This is a genomic window from Tardiphaga robiniae (genome assembly GCF_013359755.1).
GTDB lineage: Bacteria > Pseudomonadota > Alphaproteobacteria > Rhizobiales > Xanthobacteraceae > Tardiphaga > Tardiphaga robiniae.
On sequence record NZ_JABMCJ010000076.1, the window covers coordinates 199,107 to 220,735 of the forward strand.

18 protein-coding genes are annotated in these 21,629 nt (G+C 61.4%); 8 read left to right on the forward strand and 10 right to left on the reverse strand.

What is annotated here, in order from left to right:
* Positions 1-18: 18 nt before the first annotated feature.
* The 4 genes from HP556_RS08415 to HP556_RS08430 all read left to right on the forward strand — a co-directional run bounded on the left by HP556_RS08415 (position 19) and on the right by HP556_RS08430 (position 4,070).
* Positions 19-804 (forward strand): IclR family transcriptional regulator, encoded by a 786-nt coding sequence (locus HP556_RS08415; protein ID WP_175366600.1) that lies wholly within the window; start codon positions 19-21, stop codon positions 802-804.
* Positions 805-976: 172 nt separating this feature from the next.
* Positions 977-2,299, forward strand: a complete 1,323-nt coding sequence (locus HP556_RS08420; RefSeq protein WP_175366601.1) for an ABC transporter substrate-binding protein — start codon at positions 977-979, stop codon at positions 2,297-2,299.
* Positions 2,296-3,255, forward strand: coding sequence for a carbohydrate ABC transporter permease (locus HP556_RS08425; RefSeq protein ID WP_231079844.1), 960 nt, complete (start codon positions 2,296-2,298; stop codon positions 3,253-3,255). Before HP556_RS08420 ends, HP556_RS08425 begins: the two co-directional genes overlap by 4 nt.
* 2 nt (positions 3,256-3,257) lie before the next feature.
* The gene (locus tag HP556_RS08430; RefSeq protein WP_165826870.1) at positions 3,258-4,070 is read left to right on the forward strand and encodes a carbohydrate ABC transporter permease; all 813 of its coding nucleotides are present in this window, start codon (positions 3,258-3,260) and stop codon (positions 4,068-4,070) included.
* Positions 4,071-4,192: 122 nt separating this feature from the next.
* On the opposite strand, the gene HP556_RS08435 is transcribed toward HP556_RS08430, so the two are convergent.
* The 7 genes from HP556_RS08435 to HP556_RS08465 all read right to left on the reverse strand — a co-directional run bounded on the left by HP556_RS08435 (position 4,193) and on the right by HP556_RS08465 (position 12,222).
* Positions 4,193-6,901: a nitrate reductase gene (locus HP556_RS08435; protein ID WP_175366602.1), complete on the reverse strand. Its 2,709-nt coding sequence runs from the start codon at positions 6,899-6,901 to the stop codon at positions 4,193-4,195.
* The gene (locus tag HP556_RS08440; RefSeq protein WP_175366603.1) at positions 6,901-8,118 is read right to left on the reverse strand and encodes an FAD-dependent oxidoreductase; all 1,218 of its coding nucleotides are present in this window, start codon (positions 8,116-8,118) and stop codon (positions 6,901-6,903) included. The genes HP556_RS08435 and HP556_RS08440 overlap by 1 nt, the downstream gene beginning before the upstream one ends.
* Before the next feature lie 9 nt (positions 8,119-8,127).
* Entirely contained in the window at positions 8,128-8,553 is a 426-nt protein-coding gene (locus HP556_RS08445) for a globin family protein (protein ID WP_175366604.1), read from the reverse strand.
* An 85-nt stretch (positions 8,554-8,638) separates the two neighbouring features.
* Positions 8,639-9,064 (reverse strand): globin family protein, encoded by a 426-nt coding sequence (locus HP556_RS08450; protein WP_089265244.1) that lies wholly within the window; start codon positions 9,062-9,064, stop codon positions 8,639-8,641.
* 74 nt (positions 9,065-9,138) lie between these two features.
* Entirely contained in the window at positions 9,139-9,933 is a 795-nt protein-coding gene (locus tag HP556_RS08455; RefSeq protein ID WP_089265245.1) for an ABC transporter ATP-binding protein, read from the reverse strand.
* Positions 9,934-9,960: 27 nt separating this feature from the next.
* Positions 9,961-10,854, reverse strand: a complete 894-nt coding sequence (gene ntrB, locus HP556_RS08460; protein ID WP_089265246.1) for a nitrate ABC transporter permease — start codon at positions 10,852-10,854, stop codon at positions 9,961-9,963.
* Between the two features lie 51 nt (positions 10,855-10,905).
* The gene (locus tag HP556_RS08465) at positions 10,906-12,222 is read right to left on the reverse strand and encodes a CmpA/NrtA family ABC transporter substrate-binding protein (RefSeq protein ID WP_089265247.1); all 1,317 of its coding nucleotides are present in this window, start codon (positions 12,220-12,222) and stop codon (positions 10,906-10,908) included.
* Positions 12,223-12,639: 417 nt separating this feature from the next.
* Between HP556_RS08465 and HP556_RS08470 the strand changes: the two genes are divergently transcribed.
* The gene (locus tag HP556_RS08470; protein ID WP_175366605.1) at positions 12,640-13,149 is read left to right on the forward strand and encodes a hypothetical protein; all 510 of its coding nucleotides are present in this window, start codon (positions 12,640-12,642) and stop codon (positions 13,147-13,149) included.
* A 28-nt stretch (positions 13,150-13,177) separates the two neighbouring features.
* On the opposite strand, the gene HP556_RS08475 is transcribed toward HP556_RS08470, so the two are convergent.
* Positions 13,178-14,089, reverse strand: coding sequence for an intradiol ring-cleavage dioxygenase (locus tag HP556_RS08475; protein ID WP_175366606.1), 912 nt, complete (start codon positions 14,087-14,089; stop codon positions 13,178-13,180).
* Between the two features lie 152 nt (positions 14,090-14,241).
* On the opposite strand from HP556_RS08475, the gene HP556_RS08480 reads away from it, so the two are divergent.
* The 3 genes from HP556_RS08480 (at position 14,242) to HP556_RS08490 (ending at position 17,974) form a co-directional block, all read left to right on the forward strand.
* Positions 14,242-15,495, forward strand: coding sequence for a serine hydrolase domain-containing protein (locus tag HP556_RS08480; RefSeq protein WP_175366607.1), 1,254 nt, complete (start codon positions 14,242-14,244; stop codon positions 15,493-15,495).
* Positions 15,496-16,116: 621 nt separating this feature from the next.
* Positions 16,117-16,488: a helix-turn-helix domain-containing protein gene (locus HP556_RS08485; RefSeq protein ID WP_089265251.1), complete on the forward strand. Its 372-nt coding sequence runs from the start codon at positions 16,117-16,119 to the stop codon at positions 16,486-16,488.
* Positions 16,489-16,651: 163 nt separating this feature from the next.
* Positions 16,652-17,974, forward strand: a complete 1,323-nt coding sequence (locus tag HP556_RS08490; protein ID WP_175366608.1) for a dicarboxylate/amino acid:cation symporter — start codon at positions 16,652-16,654, stop codon at positions 17,972-17,974.
* Between the two features lie 125 nt (positions 17,975-18,099).
* Here the strand turns inward: HP556_RS08490 and HP556_RS08495 are convergent, their stop codons facing one another.
* Both HP556_RS08495 and HP556_RS08500 read right to left on the reverse strand, forming a co-directional pair.
* Positions 18,100-19,167 (reverse strand): alcohol dehydrogenase, encoded by a 1,068-nt coding sequence (locus tag HP556_RS08495; RefSeq protein WP_093756673.1) that lies wholly within the window; start codon positions 19,165-19,167, stop codon positions 18,100-18,102.
* 124 nt (positions 19,168-19,291) lie between these two features.
* A complete protein-coding gene (locus tag HP556_RS08500; protein ID WP_175366609.1) occupies positions 19,292-21,619 on the reverse strand; it encodes a xanthine dehydrogenase family protein molybdopterin-binding subunit in 2,328 nt (775 codons plus the stop codon).
* Positions 21,620-21,629: the final 10 nt, after the last annotated feature.

Consider the following 21,629-nt stretch of genomic DNA (forward strand, 5'->3'; position numbering starts at 1 on the left):
CACTGGTTTGGGGCAAGCATGGCTAAAGAGAGTCGCGGCATTCAATCGATCGAGGTCGGGGGTGAATTGCTGCAAGCGCTGGTGCGCAATGGTGAACCGATGATGCTGCGCGATCTGGCACGCGAGGCCGGAATGTCACCGGCCAAAGCGCATCCCTATCTCGCCAGCTTTTCGCGCATCGGCCTGATCGAGCAGGACCCGTCCACCGGCCGTTATGAATTCGGTGCGCTCGCCCTCGAACTCGGCATCGTCACGCTGCGACGGCTGTCGGCGGTTCGCGTCGCAACGCCGGCCATCACGTCATTAGCCGGTACCATCGACCACGCCGTCTCGCTGGCGATCTGGGGTACCCATGGACCGACCGTGGTGCGCATGGAGGAGCCCAGCCACCCTGTGCACATCGCCATGCGTGTGGGCTCCACGGTGTCGCTGCTCGAGACTGCGACAGGGCGGATATTCGCGGCATTCATGCCACCCGCAACCATTAATGCCGCGCTCACCGAGGATCTCGATCGGCTCTCGATCGGCTACGATCCGAACCGCAAGATAAAAGGCCCGGCCGTCGACAAGATCCTCGCTGACATTCGCACACGCGGGCTGGCCCGCGCCGTTGGCGAGCCCTTGCGCGGCGTCAATGCCTTCTCCGCACCGGTGTTCGATCATAGCGGCGCGGTGGTCCTGGCCGTGACCGCCATGGGCGCGGTCGGGACGTTCGACGTCAACTGGAACAGCCCAATCGCCAGCGCCCTGCTCGATTGCACCAATGCGATCTCGCGTCGGCTCGGCCGCGACGTCAAGGACTGAGCAGCGCAGCAATCTGCGTAAGATGCGTGCAGGGTGCAAAGTTGTCTGACAACCCGACGCGTGGCCTTGTCGCCCCAGTCCATCGTGTTACGATCCCTTAGGCGCATCTCCGGTCCACGGGGAGCGACCATAAAATCACCGCCGGTCAAGGCGGCTCGAGGGAGGATGACACATGGCTCTTTACGGCCCGACACGTCGTGCCTTTGTGCAGGGGGCGCTCGCCACCAGCGCGCTTGGCCTCACCGGCATTCCAGCTTTCGCCGATCCCGCCTGGAAGAAGTATGCAGGCACCACGATTGAAGCCAACCTGATCAAGGGTCCGCGCGGCGAACTGCTGCAGAAATACGCCTCCGAATTCACGGAACTGACCGGCATCAAGGTCGAGTCCGAAGTGATCCCGGAGCAGCAGCAGCGCCAGAAGGCCGTGATCGAGCTCACCTCCGGCAAGCCCAGCTTCGACGTCGTGCATGTCAGCTACCACGTCCAGAAGCGCCAGTTCGAAAAGGCCGGCTGGCTCGCCGATCTCACCGGCTTCATGAAGGATCCGAACCTGACCGCGCCGGATTTGCGCGTCGATGACTTCTCCGCCGGCGGCCTGCAATTCGCCCAGAACGACAAGGGCGAGATGCACTCGCTGCCGTGGTCGGTCGACTATTTCATCCTGTACTACAACAAGGAGATGTTCGCGAAGAAGGGCGTCGCAGTTCCAAAGACCATGGATGAGATGGCGGTAGCTGCAGAAAAACTCAACGATCCCGCCAACGGCATCTACGGCTTCACCGGCCGGGGCTTACGCAATGCCAACATGACGCTGTGGACCAACTTCTTCCTGAACTATGGCGGCGAATTCCTCGACGCCAAGGGCAACATCCTGACCGATGGGCCCGAGGCGATCGAAGCGACCAAGATGTATCAGCGCCTCCTCACCAAGACGGCACCTCCCGGCGTCGCCGGTTTCAACTGGATGGAGTCGATGGCATCGCTGACGCAGGGCCGCGCGGCCATGTGGATCGACGGTGTCGGCTGGGCGCCGCCCATCGAGGATCCCAATGGGTCGCGCGTGGTCGGCAAGATTGGCTACACCGTCGTGCCCGCCGGACCGAAGGGGCAATTCTCCGCCGCCTATGGCGACGGCATCGGCATCGCCAAGACCAGCACCAAGAAGGAAGCCGCCTATCTCTATTGCCAATGGGCGGTGTCGAAGACCATGGGCGCCCGGCTGTTGCAGAGCGGCGGCGGCGTGCCGTTCCGCAATTCGATCCTCAATGACGAGACGGTGCGCAAGGGCGTGAAGAACCAGGAGTGGCTGGATTCGGTGATCGCCTCGGCCAAGATCAGCAAGCTCGGCCTGCCGGTCATCGTGCCTGTCGCCGAATTCCGCGACCTTGTCGGCGCCGCTGTGACTGCGACTTTGGCAGGCGCGGATCCGGCTACCGAGCTGAAGAAGGCCCACGAACAGTTCCGGCCGATTCTGGAGCGCAGCGAAAAATCGTGAGTGAACTGACAGCGGGAAAGGCAGTCGCCAAAACGACCGCAACGGTCGCGGCCGAAACGGCGACTGCGAAGAAGAACGAGTGGCGGCCAATTTCCTATTGGCCGTTCGTGATCCCAGCGATGATCGTCGTCATGGCGGTCATCATCTTCCCGTGGGTCTATACGATCTGGATGAGCCTGCACGAATGGAAGGTCGGCCAAGCGCCGACCTTCGTCGGCTTCGCCAATTATCTCAGGCTGCCAAGCGATGCGCGTTTCGTGGAATCCGTGGGGCACACCCTGGTCTACACGGCGCTGTCAGTCGCGCTGCCGCTGATCCTCGGCACATTGGCGGCAGTGATCTTCAACAACAAGTTTCCGCTGCGCGGCTTCTTCCGCGGGCTCTTCATCCTGCCGATGATGGCGACACCGGTCGCCATCGCCCTGGTGTGGACGATGATGTTCCACCCGCAGCTCGGCGTGCTGAACTATCTGCTGTCGCTGTTCGGCCTGCCGCCATCGCTCTGGGTGTTCCATCCCGCCACCGCGATCCCGTCGCTGGTGCTGGTGGAGACGTGGCAATGGACGCCGCTGGTCATGCTGATCGTGCTCGGCGGCCTCAGCGCTATTCCGACCGAGCCCTATGAAAGCGCGCAGATCGACGGCGCGACCCCGTGGCAGACCTTCCGCTACATCTCGCTGCCGATGATCATGCCGTTCCTGTTCATTGCGGCGATGATCCGCATGATCGACGCCGTGAAGAGCTTCGACATCATCTTCGCCATTACGCAAGGCGGCCCCGGCAGCGCCTCGGAAACCATCAACCTGTATCTCTACAGCGTCGCCTTCGTCTATTACGACGTCGGCTACGCCTCCGCGATCGTGGTGGTGTTCTTCGCGCTCATCGTCGCGCTCGCCGGCGCGCTCTTGCATCTGCGTCAGCGCACCCACTGGAACGAAGCCGGAGGCAGCGCCTGATCATGCGGGACTTTCTCAACAAACTCGGCCTGACCTTCGCCTTCATCGTCATCGTCTCGCCGGCGGTGCTGTTCTTCCTCTGGATGCTGTCGCTGTCGCTGAAATTCGAGATCGACAACGCCTCCTATCCGCCGGTCTTCATCCCCGAGCGCATCAATTGGGGCAACTACGCCGCGGTCATCGAATCCAAGCGGTTCATGACCTATTTCTTCAACACACTGATCGTCACCGGCTCGGCGACCTTGTTCGCTCTCGTCATCGGCGTTCCTGCCGGTTACGGCATCGCGCGCATGCGCGCGCGCAAATCCGCCATCGTGATCCTGATCGCGCGCATCACGCCCGGCCTGTCATATCTGATCCCGCTATTCCTGCTGTTCCAATGGCTCGGCCTCCTGGGTACGCTGTGGCCACAGATCATCATCCATCTCGTGGTCACCGTGCCGATCGTGATCTGGATCATGATCGGCTATTTCGAGACGACACCGATGGAGCTCGAAGAATCCGCCATCATCGACGGCGCCACCCGCTGGCAGGTGTTCCGCCACGTCGCGCTGCCGATTGCGCGCTCCGGCATCGCCGTTGCCTTCATCCTCTCGGTGATCTTCTCCTGGAACAATTTCGTGTTTGGCATCGTACTGGCGGGACGGGAAACGCGGACACTGCCGGTCGCGGTCTACAACATGATCTCGTTCGATCAGTTGAGTTGGGGGCCGCTGGCGGCGGCCGCCCTGATCGTGACGCTGCCGGTGCTGCTGCTGACGATGTTTGCGCAAAGGCAGATTGTGGCGGGACTGACCGCGGGCGCGGTGAAGTGACGCAAGGGCCCCTCCGCATCATTGCGAGGAGCCCTTGCGACGAAGCAATCCAGTCTTCGCTTGCGGCCCTCTGGATTGCCGCGTCGCTTCGCTCCTCGCAATGACGGCTGAAAGGCCCACGCTCAATTCGCAGCCGCCACCTTGCGCTGCTCATCCGGCGCCGTTTCGCTCGCGGCAATCAGGCGCTTGAGCTCCGGAATGCACGAGCCGCAATTGGTGCCGGCCTTGAGCCTGGTGCCGATTTCCGCCGCGGTTCCAGCCCCTGCTACAATTGCGTCGCAGATGGTGTTGCGGCCGACGCCGAAACAGGCGCAGACGATCGGACCGGCACTCGCAGCACCATCTGCGGACTTTCCAGAGAGCAGCGTACGGCGCTGGTCGTCGCTGACGGTCTCGGCGGCGAACAATTCCTTCACGGCGTCCCAGGAGAGCGCCCCCTGCGTCGGGCCGATGAACAGACAGGTCTCGATACGGTCATCCTTGAACGACACCGCGCGATACACACCTTGGCCCGCGTCTTCGTATTCAGCGGCATCATCGCCCAGCAACGGCTTCAGCCAGTTCTGCCAGGTCTCGACATCGGTATTGTCCGAGAGCAGATAGCCGACGCCGCCCGTGACTGCGACGCGCGCCCATTGCACGCCGAATGGCATCTCCAGCGGACTACGCGACAGCACGAAGCCACGCTGTGCAAACACCGCAGGTGCGATCGCCACCGGCGTGGCCTTGTTCTCGGGCTGACCGGAGAACGGGTCGGTGATCGGCGCGACAAGTCCACCGACACGCGCGAAACCCGCGGTCTCGTCGTTCCAGTGGATCGGCGCGAACAGCATGCCGCGCTGCTGGCGTTCGCTGACAATGACTTTCAGCACGCATTCGCCATGGTCGGTCGTCAGCCGCGCATGGCCACCATCGACGATCCCGAACTGCGCGGCATCGTCCGGATGGATCTCGACGAAGGGCTCCGGAATATGCTGGCCGAGCCGCGGGCTGAGACCCGTGCGCGTCATCGTGTGCCACTGATCGCGAACGCGGCCAGTGTTCAAACGCAGCGGCCGCTCGATCGACACCTGCGTGCGCAGCTCCGGCGCCTCCGGCGCGATGAAACGCGCGCGCCGGTCATTGGCGTAGAATTGGCCGTCGGCGAAGAAGCGCGCCTGCGGCTTCGTCGTGCCCTGACGCACCGGCCATTGCACCGGGGCCATGGTGTCGAAGGCCTCATCCGAGACTTTCATCAACCCGCCGATATCGAAATCGCGATTGCCGTTGTTCTCGAAGGCCGAAAGGGCGGCGTGCTCGCGAAAAATCTCGGCAGCCGATGTGTAGGCAAATGACGCACCATAACCCAGGCGCTTGGCGACTTCGCTCAGCGCCCACCAGTCCGGCCGTGCCTCGCCAGGCGCGCGCAGAAACGAGCGCTGCCGCGACACGCGGCGTTCGGAATTCGTCACCGTGCCGGACTTTTCGCCCCAAGCCAGCGCGGGCAGCAGCACATGCGCACCGGCATTCACGGTATCATTGGAGCGCACATTCTCCGACACCACGAATAGACCGAGCTTGCTCAGCGCCGCCCGCACGGCATCGGCATCCGGGAGCGACACCGCGGGATTGGTACCCATCACCCACAACGCCTTGATCTCGCCACGGCCGATGGCTTCGAACATCTGCACGGCCTTGAGGCCTTCATGGGTGGCGATATGCGGTGCCTTCCAGAACCGGCGCACACGGTCGATATCGACAGGCGTGAAGCCCATATGGGCTGCGAGCTGGTTGGCGAGGCCGCCGACCTCGCGGCCGCCCATGGCATTCGGCTGGCCGGTCAGCGAGAACGGCGACGCGCCGGTCTTACCGATGCGGCCGGTGGCCAGATGGCAGTTGAGGATCGCATTGACCTTGTCGGTGCCCTGCGCCGACTGGTTGACGCCCTGCGAATACAGCGTGACCACGCGCGGCGTCGCCTTGAACATCTGGAAGAAGGTCGCGACATCGATCTCGTCGAGTCCGGTCGCCTTTGCTGTCGCCGCCACACTGCCAGCGATGGTTCTGGCCCGCGCCAGCGCGTCGTCAAAGCCTGACGTATGCTCATCAATATAGCTGCGATCGAGCGCCCCGTTATCGGCAAGATAGGCGAACAGCCCGCTGAACAACGCGGTATCAGTGCCGGGCTTCAGGCCGAGAAACAGATCGTCATCGCCAACCGTGTCGGTGCGGCGCGGGTCGATCACGACGATCCGCGCGCCCCGCGTCTGCTTGTTGGCCAGCATGCGCTGATACAGCACCGGATGGCACCAGGCGGCATTGGAGCCGACCAGCACCAGCAGATCTGCCTGGTCGAGATCCTCGTAGCACCCCGGCACCGTATCGGCGCCAAACGCACGCTTGTGGCCAGCCACGGATGAGGCCATGCAGAGCCGCGAATTGGTATCGACATTGGCGCTGCCGAGAAAGCCCTTCATCAGCTTGTTGGCGACGTAGTAATCCTCGGTCAGCAATTGGCCGGAAAGATAAAACGCTACGGCACCGGGCCCATGTTCGGCGACGACCTTCCGAAATCCCTCGGCGACATGATCCAGCGCATCGCCCCAGGCGACCTGCACCATCTCGCCATCGTCGCCCCGCATCATCGGATGCAGCAGGCGCTCGTCGAGGCTCAGCGTTTCGCCGAGCGCCGATCCCTTCGAGCAGAGCCGCCCGAGATTGGCGGGATGCGCAGGATCACCCGCAATCGCTGCGCCACCGTTGCCGTCCGGCGTCGCCAGCACGCCGCAACCGACACCGCAGTAAGGGCATGTCGTGCGCGTGGCGTGCAAATGCGGATCGACCGCGTTCATTACGCTGCCTCCGCGCGGACGGCGAGTGCGCGGCCGAACATCATCTCGGCGCGGATATCGGAAATATCAGCGCCGCTGCGGATCAGTTCGAGATACCACAGCGCATCCTGCGTATCGCCGACCAGCACGGCACCAGTGAGCGCGCCGTCTGCGATCACCAGCTTCTTATAGGTGCCGCGGCGGACATCATTGAGCAGCAGCGTCTCGCTGCCTTCGCCCGCCATAAAATCTCCCGCGGAGAAAACGCTGACGCCGGAGACCTTGAGATTGGTAGAGAGCACGCTGCCGGTATAGGCAGCGGACTTGCCCGCGAGATGGCGCGCCAACACCCTGGCCTGTTCGTAGGCGGGCTCGACGAGGCCATAGCAGGTGCCGCGATGCTCGGCGCATTCACCGAGCGCGAAGACGTTGTCGGTGCCGGTTGCCATCTGGTCGTTGACGACAATGCCGCGATTGACCAGGATGTCCGCTTCCTTGGCGAGCGATGTATTGGGCCGAATGCCGGCCGCAAAGATCACCGCATCGGCGTCAAGCGTGCGGCCATCGGCGAGCTCGACGCTCTCGACACAATCGCTGCCGTGAATACGCGCCGTATTGGCATTGAGCAAAATCCTGACGCCCTTGCGCTCGACCAGCGTTTTCAGGAGGTTCGCTGCAGGTGCATCGAGCTGGCGTTCCATCAGCCGGTCCATCAGATGGATCAGTGTGACGTCAGCGCCCGCCTTGGCGAGACCATAGGCAGCTTCGAGACCCAGCAGGCCGCCACCGACCACGACGACACGCTTCTTCTGCGCAGCGAGTTCGAGCAGCAGGTCCACGTCGCGGCTGTCGCGGAACACATGCACGCCCTTGAGATCACCACCGGGCACCGGCAGACGCAGTGCAGATGAACCGGTGGCGATGACGAGTTTTGAGAACGGCACATGTTTGCCGGTGGATGTCGTGACCTCGCGCGCGGCCATATCGATGGCGGTCGCCGTTGCGCCGTATTTCAGCGTGACGCCGCGGTCGCGCCACCAGGCAGCGGGCTTCAGCTCGATCTCCTGGGATGTTGCCTCACCAGCCAGCACCGACGACAGCAACACGCGATTGTAGGCGAGCCGCGGTTCGTCTCCGATCACGGCGATGGCGTATCGACCGAGCGCGCATTTCGCCAGCTCGTCGACAAGCCGAGCCGCTGCCATTCCGTTACCAATGATGACCAGCGGCTCGCTCACGTCATATCCTTACTCGGCCGCCTGCGCTGTGCCGTAGGCTTCAGAAATCATGTAGCCGGACAGCGTGCCATAGGCCGCGGTCCAGGCTGCTGCGAGTTCGGGCGTCCAGGCGTCGCCGAGGCCCTTCTCCAGGGTCCACAGCAGCGCACCGCCAACGATCGGATAGTGTTCGGCCTTCACGCCATAAGCCACGTGCTGCTTCGCGAGCGCGCTCGCTGCAGGCAATACGGTTTCGAGTCGCGTCAGGCCGGTGACGACGACGCCAAGCGTCGCCATCAATTTGCGACCTTGTTCCTTCAGGTCGCCGCGAAACATCGGCTTCACTTGCGGGGCAACCTCGAAGAGGCGGCCGTAGAACAATTCCGCAGCCACATCGGAAATCGGTGCGACTTTCTTGAAACTCTCCTGAACCAGAGCGACGTCGGACGCATTCATGCTAACTCTCCTTGCAGTGAAAGGTGAGCTTGTGTGTCGCGCCGCGTGAGCAAATGTTCAGCGCGCGATAAAATGCGATGTGGTTCTAGTGATAGGCCGCAGAAATCATGCGCGCCGCCAGGAAATTGTAGACCTTGTGCCACGAGGCTTCGACCTCGGGCGTCCAGCGCTCGCCAAGCCCCTGCCCCAGACTCCAGAACAGTGCCTCGCCGACAGACTCGTAGTGCGCGGCTTCCACGCCATAATGCACATGGTCTTTCGCGAGCTTGCCGATCACCGACAACAGACCTGTGATATTGTCGAGACTGCCGACGATCACTGCAAGCGTTGCGATGAACTTGTGCTTGAGCTGCGCCATGTCGCCGCGAAACAGCGGGCGCGTTTCCGGCAATGTCTCGAACAGCCGGGCATAAAACAGATCCACCATGACCGAGGAGTTCGGCCACATCTGATCGAATGACGATTGCACGCGCATGATTTCTTCGCGCGTCAGGCCTATCGAACGACTCATGATTTGCAGCTATCCGGAAAGTCTGAGCCGCATTCATTCGGTTTATCCTCGGAAGTCAAGAGGTAACAAGATGCTTACGCGGCTTCGACGAACTTGTGGCGCTCATACAGGAATTCGAGCACGCGCTTGCGGCAGTCGAGATAAACCGGGTTACTCGCCAGTTCGAGACGCTGACGCGGTCGTGCGAGCGGCACATCGAGCACTTCGCCGATGGTCGCTGATGGGCCGTTGGTCATCATGACGATGCGGTCTGACAGCAGCACGGCTTCGTCCACGTCATGGGTGATCATGACGATGGTGTTGCCGAGCTTCTGATGCAGCGCCATTACCGAGTCCTGCAAATGCGCGCGGGTCAGTGCGTCGAGCGCACCGAACGGTTCGTCCAGCAACAGCACCTTGGGCTCCATCGCGAGCGCACGGGCAATGCCGACGCGCTGCTTCATGCCGCCGGAGATTTCCGAAGGGCGCTTGTCCTTGGCATGCGTCATCTGCACGAGATTGAGATTGTGCATTGTCCATTCGTCGCGCTCAGCGCGGGACTTGGTCTTGGCAAACACCTTGTCCACGCCAAGACGAACGTTCTGATAAACCGTCAGCCACGGCAGCAGACTGTGGTTCTGGAACACGACGGCGCGATCGGGGCCGGGCGAATTGACTTCGCGATCCTCAAGGATCACGCCGCCCATCGTTGCACGTGTCAGGCCGGCGATGATGTTGAGCATCGTCGACTTGCCGCAACCGGAATGGCCGATGATCGAGATATACTCACCCTTGCCGAGGCTGAGGTTGATGTCCTTCAATACTTCGGACGAGACCTTGCCGCGGGTGAACACCTTGTCGACGTGGTCGAGCTTCAGATATGCCTTCATGATATCTCTCCTTAGCTGACCAAAATGTTAGCTGACTGAAGTGCCGTGGGTGACGAGCTTGCCGAGGGCGGCGATCAGGCGGTCGAGCACGAAGCCGACGATGCCGACATAGAACAGCGCCAGGATGATCTCGCTCATATGCGAGGAATTCCAGGCGTCCCAGATGAAGAACCCGATGCCGACGCCACCGATCAGCATTTCAGCCGCGATGATGGCGAGCCATGACAGGCCGATACCAATGCGCAGACCGGTGAAAATATATGGCGCAGCCGCCGGCAGCATGACCTTCCAGAAAAATTCCACCGGATTGAGCTGCACCACGGCGGCGACGTTGCGATAGTCCTGCGGGATGTTGCGAATGCCGACCGCGGTATTGATGATGATCGGCCAGATCGAGGTGATGAAGATCACGAAGATTGCCGACGGCTGACCGTCACGGAAAGCCGCGAGTGCCAGCGGCAGCCAGGCCAGCGGCGGAATGGTGCGCAACACCTGGAAAATCGGATCGAGGCCACGCATCGCCCAGACCGACTGGCCAACCAGTGTGCCGAGGCCGATGCCGACCACGGCAGCGAGCGAGTAGCCGTAAGCCACACGCAGGAGACTCGCCGAAATATGCCAGAACAGCCCCTTGTCCAGACCGCCATTGTCGAAGAACGGATCGAAGATCAGTTCCTTGGTGTCCTTGTAGACCTTGGAGGGCGGCGGGAGCGTTGAGCCGGTGCGCCGGCACAAGAGCTCCCACATCACACCGAGCAGGAGGACGACGATCAGCGGCGGGATCACCCGCGCCGCTGTTTCCTTCGCCATCTTGGCGTATCTGTCGAAACTTACGGGCTGCTTGGGAGACAGTGCGACGCTCGCCACCGGCGGCTTCGCCAGTGCCGTTGCCGGCTCCGTCTTGATAGCTTGCATGTTCATCGCACTGTCTCCGTCATTTCAGCTAGTCCGCATCGGTCCCAAACGTGTGCCTCAGGCTTCGACGCGCTTGATGGCGAGCGACTTGAGGTAGGCTGCCGGATTTTCGGGATCGAAGACCTTGCCGTCGAAGAAGGTCTCCTTGCCGCGCGAGGTCGAAGTCGGGATTTCGGCGGCAGCGACGCCCATGGTCTTCGCCGCGTCACGCCAGATATCCTCGCGGTTGACCTTGGCGATCAGCGCCTTCGAGTCAAAGCCGGGCTCGTATTTGCCCCAGCGGATGTCCTCGGTCATGAACCAGAGGTCGTGGCTCTGGAACGGATAGGACGCGAAGTCCTTCCAGTACTTCATGATGTGCGGCGAGTTCTCGACCACCTTGCCGGTGCCGTAGTCGAACTTGCCGCGGGCGCGATCGAGGATGTCCTCGACCGGGCAGTTGATCCACTGCCGCTTGCCCATGATGGTGGCGAGCTCTTCCTTGTTCTCCATCTTGTCGGCCCACTGCTGGGCTTCCATGATGGCCATGGTGATGGCCTTCGCCGCCTTCGGGTTCTTGTCGACCCAGGCCGCGCGCATGCCGAGCGACTTCTCCGGATGCTTGTTCCAGATCTCGCCGGTGTTCACCGCGGTGTAGCCGATCTTCTGGTGCACGAGCTGGCCGGGCCACGGCTCACCGACGCAGAACGCGTCCATGGTACCGACCTTCATATTCGCCACCATCTGCGGCGGCGGCACGGTAATGGTCTCGACATCCTTGTCGGGATCGATGCCGCCGGCGGCGAGCCAGTAGCGGATCCACAGGTCATGGGTACCGCCCGGGAAGGTCATCGCCACCTTCACCGACTTGCCCGCAGCCTTCTTTTTCTCGAACGCTGCTTTCAGCGGCGCGACGTCGAGGCCAACCTTCAGATCGGCATATTCATTGCCGACCGAGATGCACTGCGCATCGAGATTGAGACGCGCGAGGATGTACATCGGCGTCGGCTGATTGTTCTGGGTGACCTTGCCGGACGAGATCAGATACGGCATCGGCGTCAGGATATGCGCGCCATCGATGCCGTTGCCTTCGGAGCCGAGCACCATGTTGTCGCGCAGCGTGCCCCACGAGGCCTGCTTCGACACTTCCACATCGGGCATGCCGTATTTGGCGAACAGGCCCTTGTCCTTGGCAACGAATAGCGGACCGGCATCGCTCAGCGCGATGAAGCCGAGCTTGGCGCCTTTCACTTCGGGCCCGGCATCCTGCGCGAAAGCGCCGCCGGGGAAGTTCAGTCGGGCGGCCGCGAGCAAGGCAGCGGTTCCCGCGCCGGCTTTCAGAAGCTGACGGCGGCTGATCTTGCGGCCCGGCTTGTTGGTCTCTGACTTCGTCATGTGCTGCTGTCGTCCTTTCGCGCCTCGGATCGCCTGCACCGTCATTGGCCCCTCGTCACAGCGCACCTTGGGTCGAAGGCGTACGGACATAGCGGCGCGTCTGGGGGAAGCCCCATGATGGCAATGCTGGCTGGTGATTGATTGTGACGGCTACAATGGCGTCGCTAAGAACTATTCAAAGTTCGTGCCAACCGCTGCCTGATGGAAATTTCGATAAATTGCAGCCACTTACCTAAAGGCAACGAGACCAGCGCAGAGAACCACGCGCATCGAAAATTTGCGGGACGCTCATTTATTGTGCGACGCACGCGGAATAGGCAGCGAATTGTGAGGTACTATTTTGCCGACTTCATCGGCATGCCGACCCGTGGATCGGTGCTATCAACCGGATCCAATTTCTAGCGAACGGACCGCTTCATGCCGACCATTCCGGTGATCACCGAACCTGCCCTCTCGTCGCTTCGAAAGGCAATCAGCACCCTGAAGGCGGCGACCGTGGTGTCCGCGGCAGCGATCCTGTCTCAGGGCAAAAGCGACCTCGAAGCGAATGCGGCGGCAGCGTTCGGTCATTTCGAGGATGTCTCACGGCAACTTCATATGTTCCGAAAAGCTGTCCTTGAGGACGCGCTGATACCGACCAAAGACAACGCTGTCACTGTGGATGTCGATATCGATGCTCTCGATCGCGCCGTCGACGATGTCGATCTACAGATCGCACAAACCAAGGGCGCACTCCACGCAGTCGTCGAGAGTTCTGATCGCAGCGGGCTCGAGGCGTTTGCCGAGCGCATCGGCGAACTCGGCCGCGCGCTGTTAGGCATGGTCACCCTCATCGCGCCATCGGCCGGCGATGCACCGTTCCTGTTCGATCAGTTCTTCCTGGAGTCGCTGCAGGAACTCTCGCAACGCGACTGGAGCGCGACCTGACCGCAGATCGCAAGACGGCTGGGATCGCTTACGCCTCGGCCTTTTCCGGCATCATCGGCTGCGGAACCGTGCCCTCGCCCGGCTTCATCCGGAAATTATAGGTCATCAGATGCCACGGCCCCGTGGCAGGCTGACCATCAGGCATAAAGGCATCGCTGCGCTTCTCGACGGTGGCGATCAGATCGTCCTTCACGCCGAACACGACATCGGAGTCGAGATATTCGTCGCCCTCGATGAAGACGTGAGTGATCAGCGGTTCATAGCCGGGAGCCGCGACGAGAAAGTGCACATGCGCCGGACGCATCGGATGACGTCTCGCCTTCAGCACCAGATCGCCCACCGGTCCGTCGGTCGGGATCGGATAGCTGCAGGGCAGAATGGTGCGGAAGAACAACCGGCCATCACTGTCAGTGATGAAGCGCGCGCGCGACGACGGGCCCTGCGTGGCATAGCCGGCCTTCTGCGAGTCGTAGAAACCGTCATCATCGGCATGCCAGATATCAACCGGCACTCCGGCCAGCGGTTTGCCGTCGAGATCGGTGACGCGGCTCTGCACGAACATGCGCTCGCCCGTGAGGCCCGGAGAGATATCGGCGCCATGCGCCATGACGGGATGCTCGCCGACATAGAACGGTCCGAGCACCGTCGTCTGTGTGGCCCCCTCACGCTCCCTGTGGTTGACGGCATCGACCAGCATCGAGACGCCCAGCACGTCAGAGAGCAAGATGAACTCCTGCCGGATCGGCGTGCATTTCTGGCCCGTGCGGGTCAGGAAATCGATCGCCACTTCCCATTCACCGAAGGTGAGATCGGTCCTGCGGACATAGTCGTGCAAAGACTTCACGAGTTCTTGCAGCAGGAATTTCGTGCGCGGATCGGGCGTCTTGTCGAAGCTCTGGATGACGGCCGCAGTGAGTTCAGTGTCATTGAATTGGGTCATAATTCCATCCTGAGCAACACGACGCGATTACATCTTTAAGGATACACCAAACAGAGCTTCGCGTAAGCTCGCGGCGCTACAAACCCATATGGACAACCGCTGATTTTCATCCATAGAAACGAGCCGCGTCCACACATCGGAGTGATGTTGCAATGCCGTCCCAAAGCCTGAGCCCTTCGTCTGCGTCACCCGAACAGGTCGGCATGTCGACCACGGCACTGGCCCGCGTCGAAGCGCATCTCAAACAGCGCTATGTCGATGCCGGCCGCCTTCCCGGCACACGCCTGCTGGTCTATCGCCGCGGCGAAATCGTGCACAGCACGGCACAGGGCTTTGCCGATGTGGAGCGCAAAGCCCCCGTCAAGGACGATACGATCTTCCGCATCTATTCGATGACCAAGCCGATCACGACAGTCGCCTTCATGATGCTGGTGGAGGAAGGACGTGTCGCGCTCGATGAACCCGTTCATAAATATATTCCCGAATGGGCAAATCTCGGCGTATTTCAGGCCGGCGTGACGGCACCATTCCTGACGAAGCCACCGGCCCGTCCGATGCAGATCGTCGACCTGCTGCGTCACACATCCGGACTCACTTACGGATTCCAGCAGCGCACCAATGTCGATGCCGCTTATCGTGCGCTCAAGATCGGCGAGGTTGAAAAATCCGGTACGCTGACGTCAATGATTTCAGATCTCGCCAAAATCCCTCTGGAGTTCTCGCCAGGCGACGCGTGGAATTATTCGGTCTCGACCGATGTGGTCGGCTATCTCATCGAGAAGATCGCCGGGAAACCGTTCGAACAATTTCTGCAGCAGCGCATCTTCAATCCGCTCGGCATGACTGATACCAGCTTCTTTGTGCCTTCCGACAAGGCGCATCGCTTCGCTGCCTGCTACGCAGCCGATGGCAAGGGCGGCCTCACTTTGCAGGACGATCCCGCGACGAGTTCATTCTTGTCCCCGCCCTCGATGATCTCCGGCGGCGGCGGCCTGTGTTCGACAACTGCTGACTATCTCACCTTCTGCCGCGCACTGCTCAATGGCGGCGCGCTTGGCGACGTGCGCTTGCTGTCCCCAAAGACCATCACATTGATGACCAGCAACCATCTCCCCGGCGGCCGCGATCTCACCGAAATGTCGAAGTCGATGTTTAGCGAAGCGAGCTATGCCGGCATCGGCTTCGGACTCGGATTTTCGGTGACGATGAATCCGGCCAAGACCATGATCCCCGGCAGCGCCGGTGAGTATGCATGGGGCGGCGCGGCGAGCACGGCATTCTGGATAGATCCGGCCGAACAGCTGATCGCAATCTTTATGACGCAGCTGTTGCCATCGAGCGCCTATCCGATCCGGCGCGAGCTGCGTACCATGATCTACTCCGCGATTACCGACAGCAATGTTTAGTAACGAACGGTATGATCAATATTGCTCAGTCGGTGCGCGCCACCAGGCACCGGTCGCGCTCAGCACGAATCAAATGAAATTCTCTCTCAGTGAGAATTTGGAATGAAACTTCCGGTGCGCATGGGACGTAGCAACAACCACCCACGGAATTGTGATATTACGTCGGTGCTACACAGGAGATCGTAAAGTGCGAAATTGCAGCTGGAAATCGCATGGAATGCTGCATGCCAGAGATTTGCAGCTTACGAATGCGAACGACTCTCAGTTATCCTGCGTGCGTCAGGCAAGTCACATGTGTATAGCATGATGACCAACTTGTACTTTCGCTTCCGCTGCAAGGCCCGTATCGATAGAAATTGAGTTCCGGTATTCGTTGGAAGTTTTGCAAGCAATGCGAAGTAGCAACAGAATACCGCAAGGTTTTTTTGTACGATTGGATGACCCTCGCGATTACGTGTCGATCAATTCGAGTATCGCGACGATTTCAGCCATCCCAATCGTCATGACGATGTGTATAACAGAGATGCCTTTGAAAGTTAGCTTTAAGGGCTCTCGGGCTAAGAAGCTCTAACAAGAAAATAAAACCAAACTCCCTTATTCAAACAAACTGAATGGTGACGAATGAAGCAACGTAGCGCCGGCAAACCCGACATTGAGATGGGCAAGAGGATCCGTCTGCGTCGTGTTGAGCAGAAAATTTCGCAGGCGGATTTAGGCGAAAAGCTGGGCGTCAGCTTCCAGCAGGTTCAGAAGTACGAAAAGGGTGTCAATCGCGTTGGCGCTGCGCGTCTTCAGCAGATTGCCACGGCGCTCGATGTGCCGGTCACCTTCTTCTACGATGGCGATGGCAAGAGCCGCGAAGTGGAAAGCTTGCTGTTCCTCGATAGCGCTTTCAGCCTCCGCTTGCTTCGTGCTTACAGCCGCATCAAGAGCCAGACGGTCCAGCGCCAGATGGTCGTCCTGATGGAAGCGATCGCCGACGAAGAGAAGTAATCGTCGCATGGCCGCCGGAACGACCCGGCCGCTGATCGGCTCGATTTCAATCCCCCTCGACACGAAAGGAACTCGCCGTAACCGCGGCGAGATTTTACACGTTTGCACCTAGCGGTGGCACAGTTGTTGCTGGAATATTCGTGAACCTCAGGGGGAGCGAACCATGTCTACAGCTACGATTACCGCCGTCGAACCAATCCGCAAGCCTCTCTATCAGTCGCTCTTCGTGCAGGTGCTTGTCGCCCTGCTACTCGGCATCGTCCTTGGCATCGCCGTGCCGGACTTCGCCGTCGGCCTGAAGGTCTTCAGCGACGCGTTCCTCAAACTCATCTCCATGATTGTGGCCCCCATCGTGTTCTGTGTGGTGGTGCATGGGATTGCGGGTGCCGGCGACCTCAAGAAGGTCGGCAGGGTTGGCGTCAAGGCACTGATCTATTTCGAGGCAATGACCACGCTGGCGCTCGTTGTCGGCCTGGTGCTGGCCTATCTGTTCGGCCCGGGCCACGGCATGAACATCAATCCGGCCTCGCTCGACGGCAAGGCACTCACGACGGTCGCAGACAACGCGCACAAGCTGCAGGGCGGCGGCATCGGCAGTTTCCTGCTCAACATCATTCCGACCACCTCGTTCGACGCTCTGGCGCGCAACGATGTCCTGCAGGTGCTGTTCTTCGCCATCCTCTTCGGCACCAGCCTGGCCCTGGTTGGCGGCGAGAAGGGCGAGCGGATTTCGAGCTTCATCGAAGCCGTATCGACCGTTCTGTTTCGCGCGATGGGATTGATCGTTCGCCTCGCCCCGATCGGCGTGCTCGGCGCCGTCGCCTATACGGTCGGACGCTACGGTGTCGGATCGCTGAAGCAACTCGTCTCGCTGGTGGTGCTATTCTATGTCTCGGTCGGGATCTTCGTCTTCGGCGTGCTTGGCGGTGTGATGGCACTGGCCGGGCTGAACATCATCAAATTCCTGAACTATCTGCGCGAGGAACTCACCATCGTGCTGGCCACCGCGTCCTCGGATGCAGTGCTGCCCCAGGTCATGCGCAAACTCGAACGGCTCGGCGTCAAGGACAATGTGGTCGGCCTCGTGATCCCGACCGGATATTCGTTCAATCTCGACGCGTTCTCGATCTATCTGACGCTGGCCGTCGTGTTCATCGCGCAGGCCACCAATACGCCGCTGTCCTTCGGCGACCTCATGCTGGTGCTGGGCGTCTCGCTGGTAACGTCGAAGGGCGCCCATGGCGTACCGGGCTCAGCGATCGTGATCCTTGCTGCGACGCTGAATGCCGTGCCGAGCATTCCCGCCATCGGTCTCGTGCTGGTGCTGTCGGTAGACTGGTTCATCGGCATGGCCCGCGCGCTCGGCAACCTGATCGGCAACTGCGTTGCCACCGTCGTGGTCGGTGCATGGGAAGGCGATCTCGACCATGCCAAGGCGAAGCGTGTGTTGGATGGCGAAGAGCTCGTGGACGTGACGGCGGGTTGAGGCGACCCCGCATGCTGTCATGGCCGGGCTTGTCCCGGCCATCCACGTCTTTCTACGTGGCGAAGACGTGAATGCCCGGCACAAGGCCGGGCATGACGACTTTGAGAGTGAATCCCGACTCTTCCCTACGCCGGCGTGAGGATCGCGCGGCCGACCAGCTTGCCGTCTTTCAGATCGTTCAGCGCCGCATTGGCCTTTGCAAGCGGCATCGGGCTCGTCGGGATCGGCTGCACCTTCTTGGTGCGCACCAGCTCCAGCAGTTCCTTGGTCTCGCGGAGATTGCCGACATAGCTGCCCTGGATGGTGAGTGCCTTCATGGCTATCAGCGGCAGCGCCCAGGTGGCGCCGCCACCGAACAGACCGACCATGATCAGCTTGCCGCCCTTGGAGAGCACATCAAAGCCGAGCTGCGTCGTCGACGGAGTGCCGACCAGATCGATCACCGACAGGATCGGCTGACCGGCGGCCTTGGCAAGCTGCTCGAGCGCGTCGGGCGCATTGCCGTCCACGGCCGCCAGAGCGCCGGCCTTGATCGCCGCCTCGCGCTTTCGCGCATCGATATCGACAACGATGGCGCCCTTGCCGCCCATCGCCTTCAACAGTTCAAGCGCCATCAGGCCGAGGCCGCCAGCGCCGAAGATCACGATCGGATTGCCAAGATCGCTCTCGATCTTCTTCAGCGCACTATAGGTGGTGACGCCCGAGCAGGCGTAAGGCGCGGCGATGACCGGATCCATGCCCTTGAGGTCGATCAGGTAGCGCGGATGCGGCACCAGAAGGTGATCGGAGTAACCACCGTCGCAATGTACGCCGAGGCAGCGCGGCGCGAGGCAGAGATTCTCGTCACCGGCGAGACAGACCGCACATTTACCACAGCCGATCCACGGATAGGCCAGCGCGATGTCGCCGATCTTGACGCCGCCAGCTTCCTGTTGCGCATCCGGACCGAAGGCAATAACTTCACCGACGGTCTCGTGACCCATGGTGCGCGGCAGCGTGATGCCGCGATCCTTCAGCGACAGCTTCTTGCGGCCGTGGCCGAGTTCATAACCGCCTTCCCAGATGTGCAGGTCGCTATGGCAGACGCCAGCAGCCTTCACGCGGATCAGCACCTGCGTGCCGGTCGGCTGCGGGGTCTGCTCGTCGACCTCGCCGAGCGGTTCGTTGAATTCGAGAACCTTGAAGCTCTTCATTGTGTTTTCTCTCCCGGTTGAAGTTTCTTGTTATCCGCAGGATGGGTCGAGCGAAGCGAAACCCATCGCATAGAACCCGATCATGATGGGTTTCGCGACGACGCTCTACCCATCCTGCAGGGTCTCAGCCATGCGTTGCGCTTGCGCTCCTGATTGCTTCCCACACCTTGATGGGCGACAGCGGCGTATTGAGCTGCGTGATGCCCAGTGGTTGCAGCGCATCCAGCACGCCATTGACGATGCAGGGCGGACCACCGATCGCGCCGGATTCGCCGCAGCCCTTCGAGCCGATCGGGTTGGTGACGCAGGGTGCCGAGCCGTCCAATGTCACTGACAGGGGTGGCAGATCACCCGCGCGCGGAATGCAGTAGTCCTGATAGCTCGCGGTGATGAGCTGGCCATCCTCGTCGTAATGAACGTTCTCGAACAGCGCCTGGCCGATGCCTTGCGCCACGCCGCCGTGGATCTGGCCTGTCACCAGCATCGGATTCACCGCCACGCCGACATCGTCGACCGTAGTGTAGCGAACGACATTGGTGATGCCGGTCTCCGGATCGATCTCGACCTCGCAGATATGCGTTCCGTTCGGCCAGGTCGGGCCGTCCGCCACGCCGGTGGACTCGACGCTGAGCTGTTCGCCGTCTTCGGCTTTCGCGATTTCGAACAGGCCAACGCGCTTGTCGGTGCCGACGACGGTGAGGAAGCCTGCGGAATACTCGATGTCCTCCACCGAAGCTTCCAGCATGTTGGCCGCTTTCTCACGCGCCTTGGCGATCATATCGGCCGCCGACACCACCGCGGCAGTACCGCCAACGAACAACGAACGCGAACCGACACTACCCATGCCGACGATCACGTCGGTATCGCCCTGGATCACATCGATCTTGTCGATGCCGATGCCGAGCGCTTCAGAGACGAGCTGCGAATAGGCGGTCTGCAGGCCCTGCCCCATTGCCATGGTGCCGGAATGCAGGATGACGCGGCCATTGGCCGTGGCGCGCAGGCGAACCTTTTCGGTGGTGCCCGGACCGCCGGTCCATTCGATATAGCTGGTGAGCCCGCGGCCGTAGAGCAGACCCTTCTTCTTCGCCGCCTTCTTGCGCGCGGCGAAGCCGTCCCAATCCGACAGTTCGGTGGCACGGTCGAGCATGTGCGCGAAGGCGCCGCTGTCATAGGTCTGACCGACGGCGTTCTTGTAGGGAAACTGCGTCGGCTTGATGTAATTCACCTTGCGGATGGCGCGCGGATCCATGCCCATCTGCCGTGCGGCGGCATCCATCAGACGCTCGATGATGAAAACCGCTTCCGGACGCCCGGCACCGCGATAGGCGCCCACCGGCGCGGTGTTCGTGATGACCGCCTTGATGTCGTAATGCACGTTCTGCAGGTCGTAGACACCGGTCTGCACGAACGGCCCCAGCACCAGCGGAATGATGACAGCGGTCGCCGACATATAGGCACCAGTGCCGCCGATCGAACGGACGCGATAGGCCAAGATCCGCCCCTTGGCATCGAGCGCGAGTTCTGCCGTCGACGTCAGATCGCGACCATGAGTCCCGCCAACGAATTCGTCGGTGCGATCTCCGCGCCAGCGGATCGTCTTGTTCAGCTTCACGGCTACATAAGCGACGACGCCGTCTTCCGGATACAGGCTCGTCTTCTGGCCGAAACCGCCGCCGATATCGCCCACCACCACGCGGATCGATTCCTTCGGACGCTTGAGCACAGCGTCCGCAAGGATATCGCGGGTCGATGCCGGGGTCTGCGACTGCACGTACAGGGTCAGCTTGCCGGACTTCTTGTCGACTTCAGCGATGGTCGAGCGCGGCTCCATGGCCGATGGCACGAGACGCTGGCTCGCGATGTCCAGCGACACCGTATGCTTGGCAGCGGCAAAAGCAGCCTCCACCTTGGCAGGATCGCCATAGCTGGTGGCCGCAACGATATTGTCCGGTGCATCCGGCCAGACCACGGCCGCACCGGGCTTCATCGCCTCGACGGGATCGACCACCGCAGGCAGGACGTCATAGCTGATGTCGATCGCTTCGGCCGCGAGCTGGGCAGCGGCGCGCGACGTGGCGACGATCGCCGCCACTGCTTCGCCGGCGAACCGCACGACCTCGTGCGCGAGCAGCCGGCGCGGCGGAAAGGTCGCTGCGGAGCCGTCAGGACGCTTGAAGATCGGCAGCGTCGGCAGCGTGCCGACATCGTCGGCCACGAGATCCGCGCCGGTATAGATCGCCTCGACACCGGGCATCGCCTTGGCGGCGGCCACGTCAATCGCGGTGATCTTCGCATGGGCATGCGGCGAGCGCAGCAGATGCAGCCACAGCGCGCCGTCTTCCGGCTTGTCGTCGATGAATTTGCCCTGCCCGGTGAGAAGTCTTTGATCTTCAAGGCGCTTGGGAGAAAGACCGGCGCCGAAGCGCAGATTGCCGGGCAGAATGTTCATCAGACGTCCT

Excerpts from the sequence above, each read along its gene's own strand:
- HP556_RS08480 (WP_175366607.1), top strand. The coding sequence starts at position 14,242 with ATGCCGTCCCAAAGCCTGAGCCCTTCGTCTGCGTCACCCGAACAGGTC.
- HP556_RS08445 (WP_175366604.1), bottom strand. The coding sequence starts at position 8,553 with ATGAATGCGTCCGACGTCGCTCTGGTTCAGGAGAGTTTCAAGAAAGTC.
- HP556_RS08485 (WP_089265251.1), top strand. The coding sequence starts at position 16,117 with ATGAAGCAACGTAGCGCCGGCAAACCCGACATTGAGATGGGCAAGAGG.
- HP556_RS08415 (WP_175366600.1), top strand. The coding sequence starts at position 19 with ATGGCTAAAGAGAGTCGCGGCATTCAATCGATCGAGGTCGGGGGTGAA.
- HP556_RS08420 (WP_175366601.1), top strand. The coding sequence starts at position 977 with ATGGCTCTTTACGGCCCGACACGTCGTGCCTTTGTGCAGGGGGCGCTC.
- HP556_RS08435 (WP_175366602.1), bottom strand. The coding sequence starts at position 6,901 with ATGAACGCGGTCGATCCGCATTTGCACGCCACGCGCACGACATGCCCT.
- HP556_RS08450 (WP_089265244.1), bottom strand. The coding sequence starts at position 9,064 with ATGAGTCGTTCGATAGGCCTGACGCGCGAAGAAATCATGCGCGTGCAA.
- HP556_RS08495 (WP_093756673.1), bottom strand. The coding sequence starts at position 19,167 with ATGAAGAGCTTCAAGGTTCTCGAATTCAACGAACCGCTCGGCGAGGTC.
- HP556_RS08490 (WP_175366608.1), top strand. The coding sequence starts at position 16,652 with ATGTCTACAGCTACGATTACCGCCGTCGAACCAATCCGCAAGCCTCTC.
- HP556_RS08470 (WP_175366605.1), top strand. The coding sequence starts at position 12,640 with ATGCCGACCATTCCGGTGATCACCGAACCTGCCCTCTCGTCGCTTCGA.
- HP556_RS08455 (WP_089265245.1), bottom strand. The coding sequence starts at position 9,933 with ATGAAGGCATATCTGAAGCTCGACCACGTCGACAAGGTGTTCACCCGC.
- HP556_RS08500 (WP_175366609.1), bottom strand. The coding sequence starts at position 21,619 with ATGAACATTCTGCCCGGCAATCTGCGCTTCGGCGCCGGTCTTTCTCCC.
- ntrB (WP_089265246.1), bottom strand. The coding sequence starts at position 10,854 with ATGAACATGCAAGCTATCAAGACGGAGCCGGCAACGGCACTGGCGAAG.
- HP556_RS08430 (WP_165826870.1), top strand. The coding sequence starts at position 3,258 with ATGCGGGACTTTCTCAACAAACTCGGCCTGACCTTCGCCTTCATCGTC.
- HP556_RS08475 (WP_175366606.1), bottom strand. The coding sequence starts at position 14,089 with ATGACCCAATTCAATGACACTGAACTCACTGCGGCCGTCATCCAGAGC.
- HP556_RS08465 (WP_089265247.1), bottom strand. The coding sequence starts at position 12,222 with ATGACGAAGTCAGAGACCAACAAGCCGGGCCGCAAGATCAGCCGCCGT.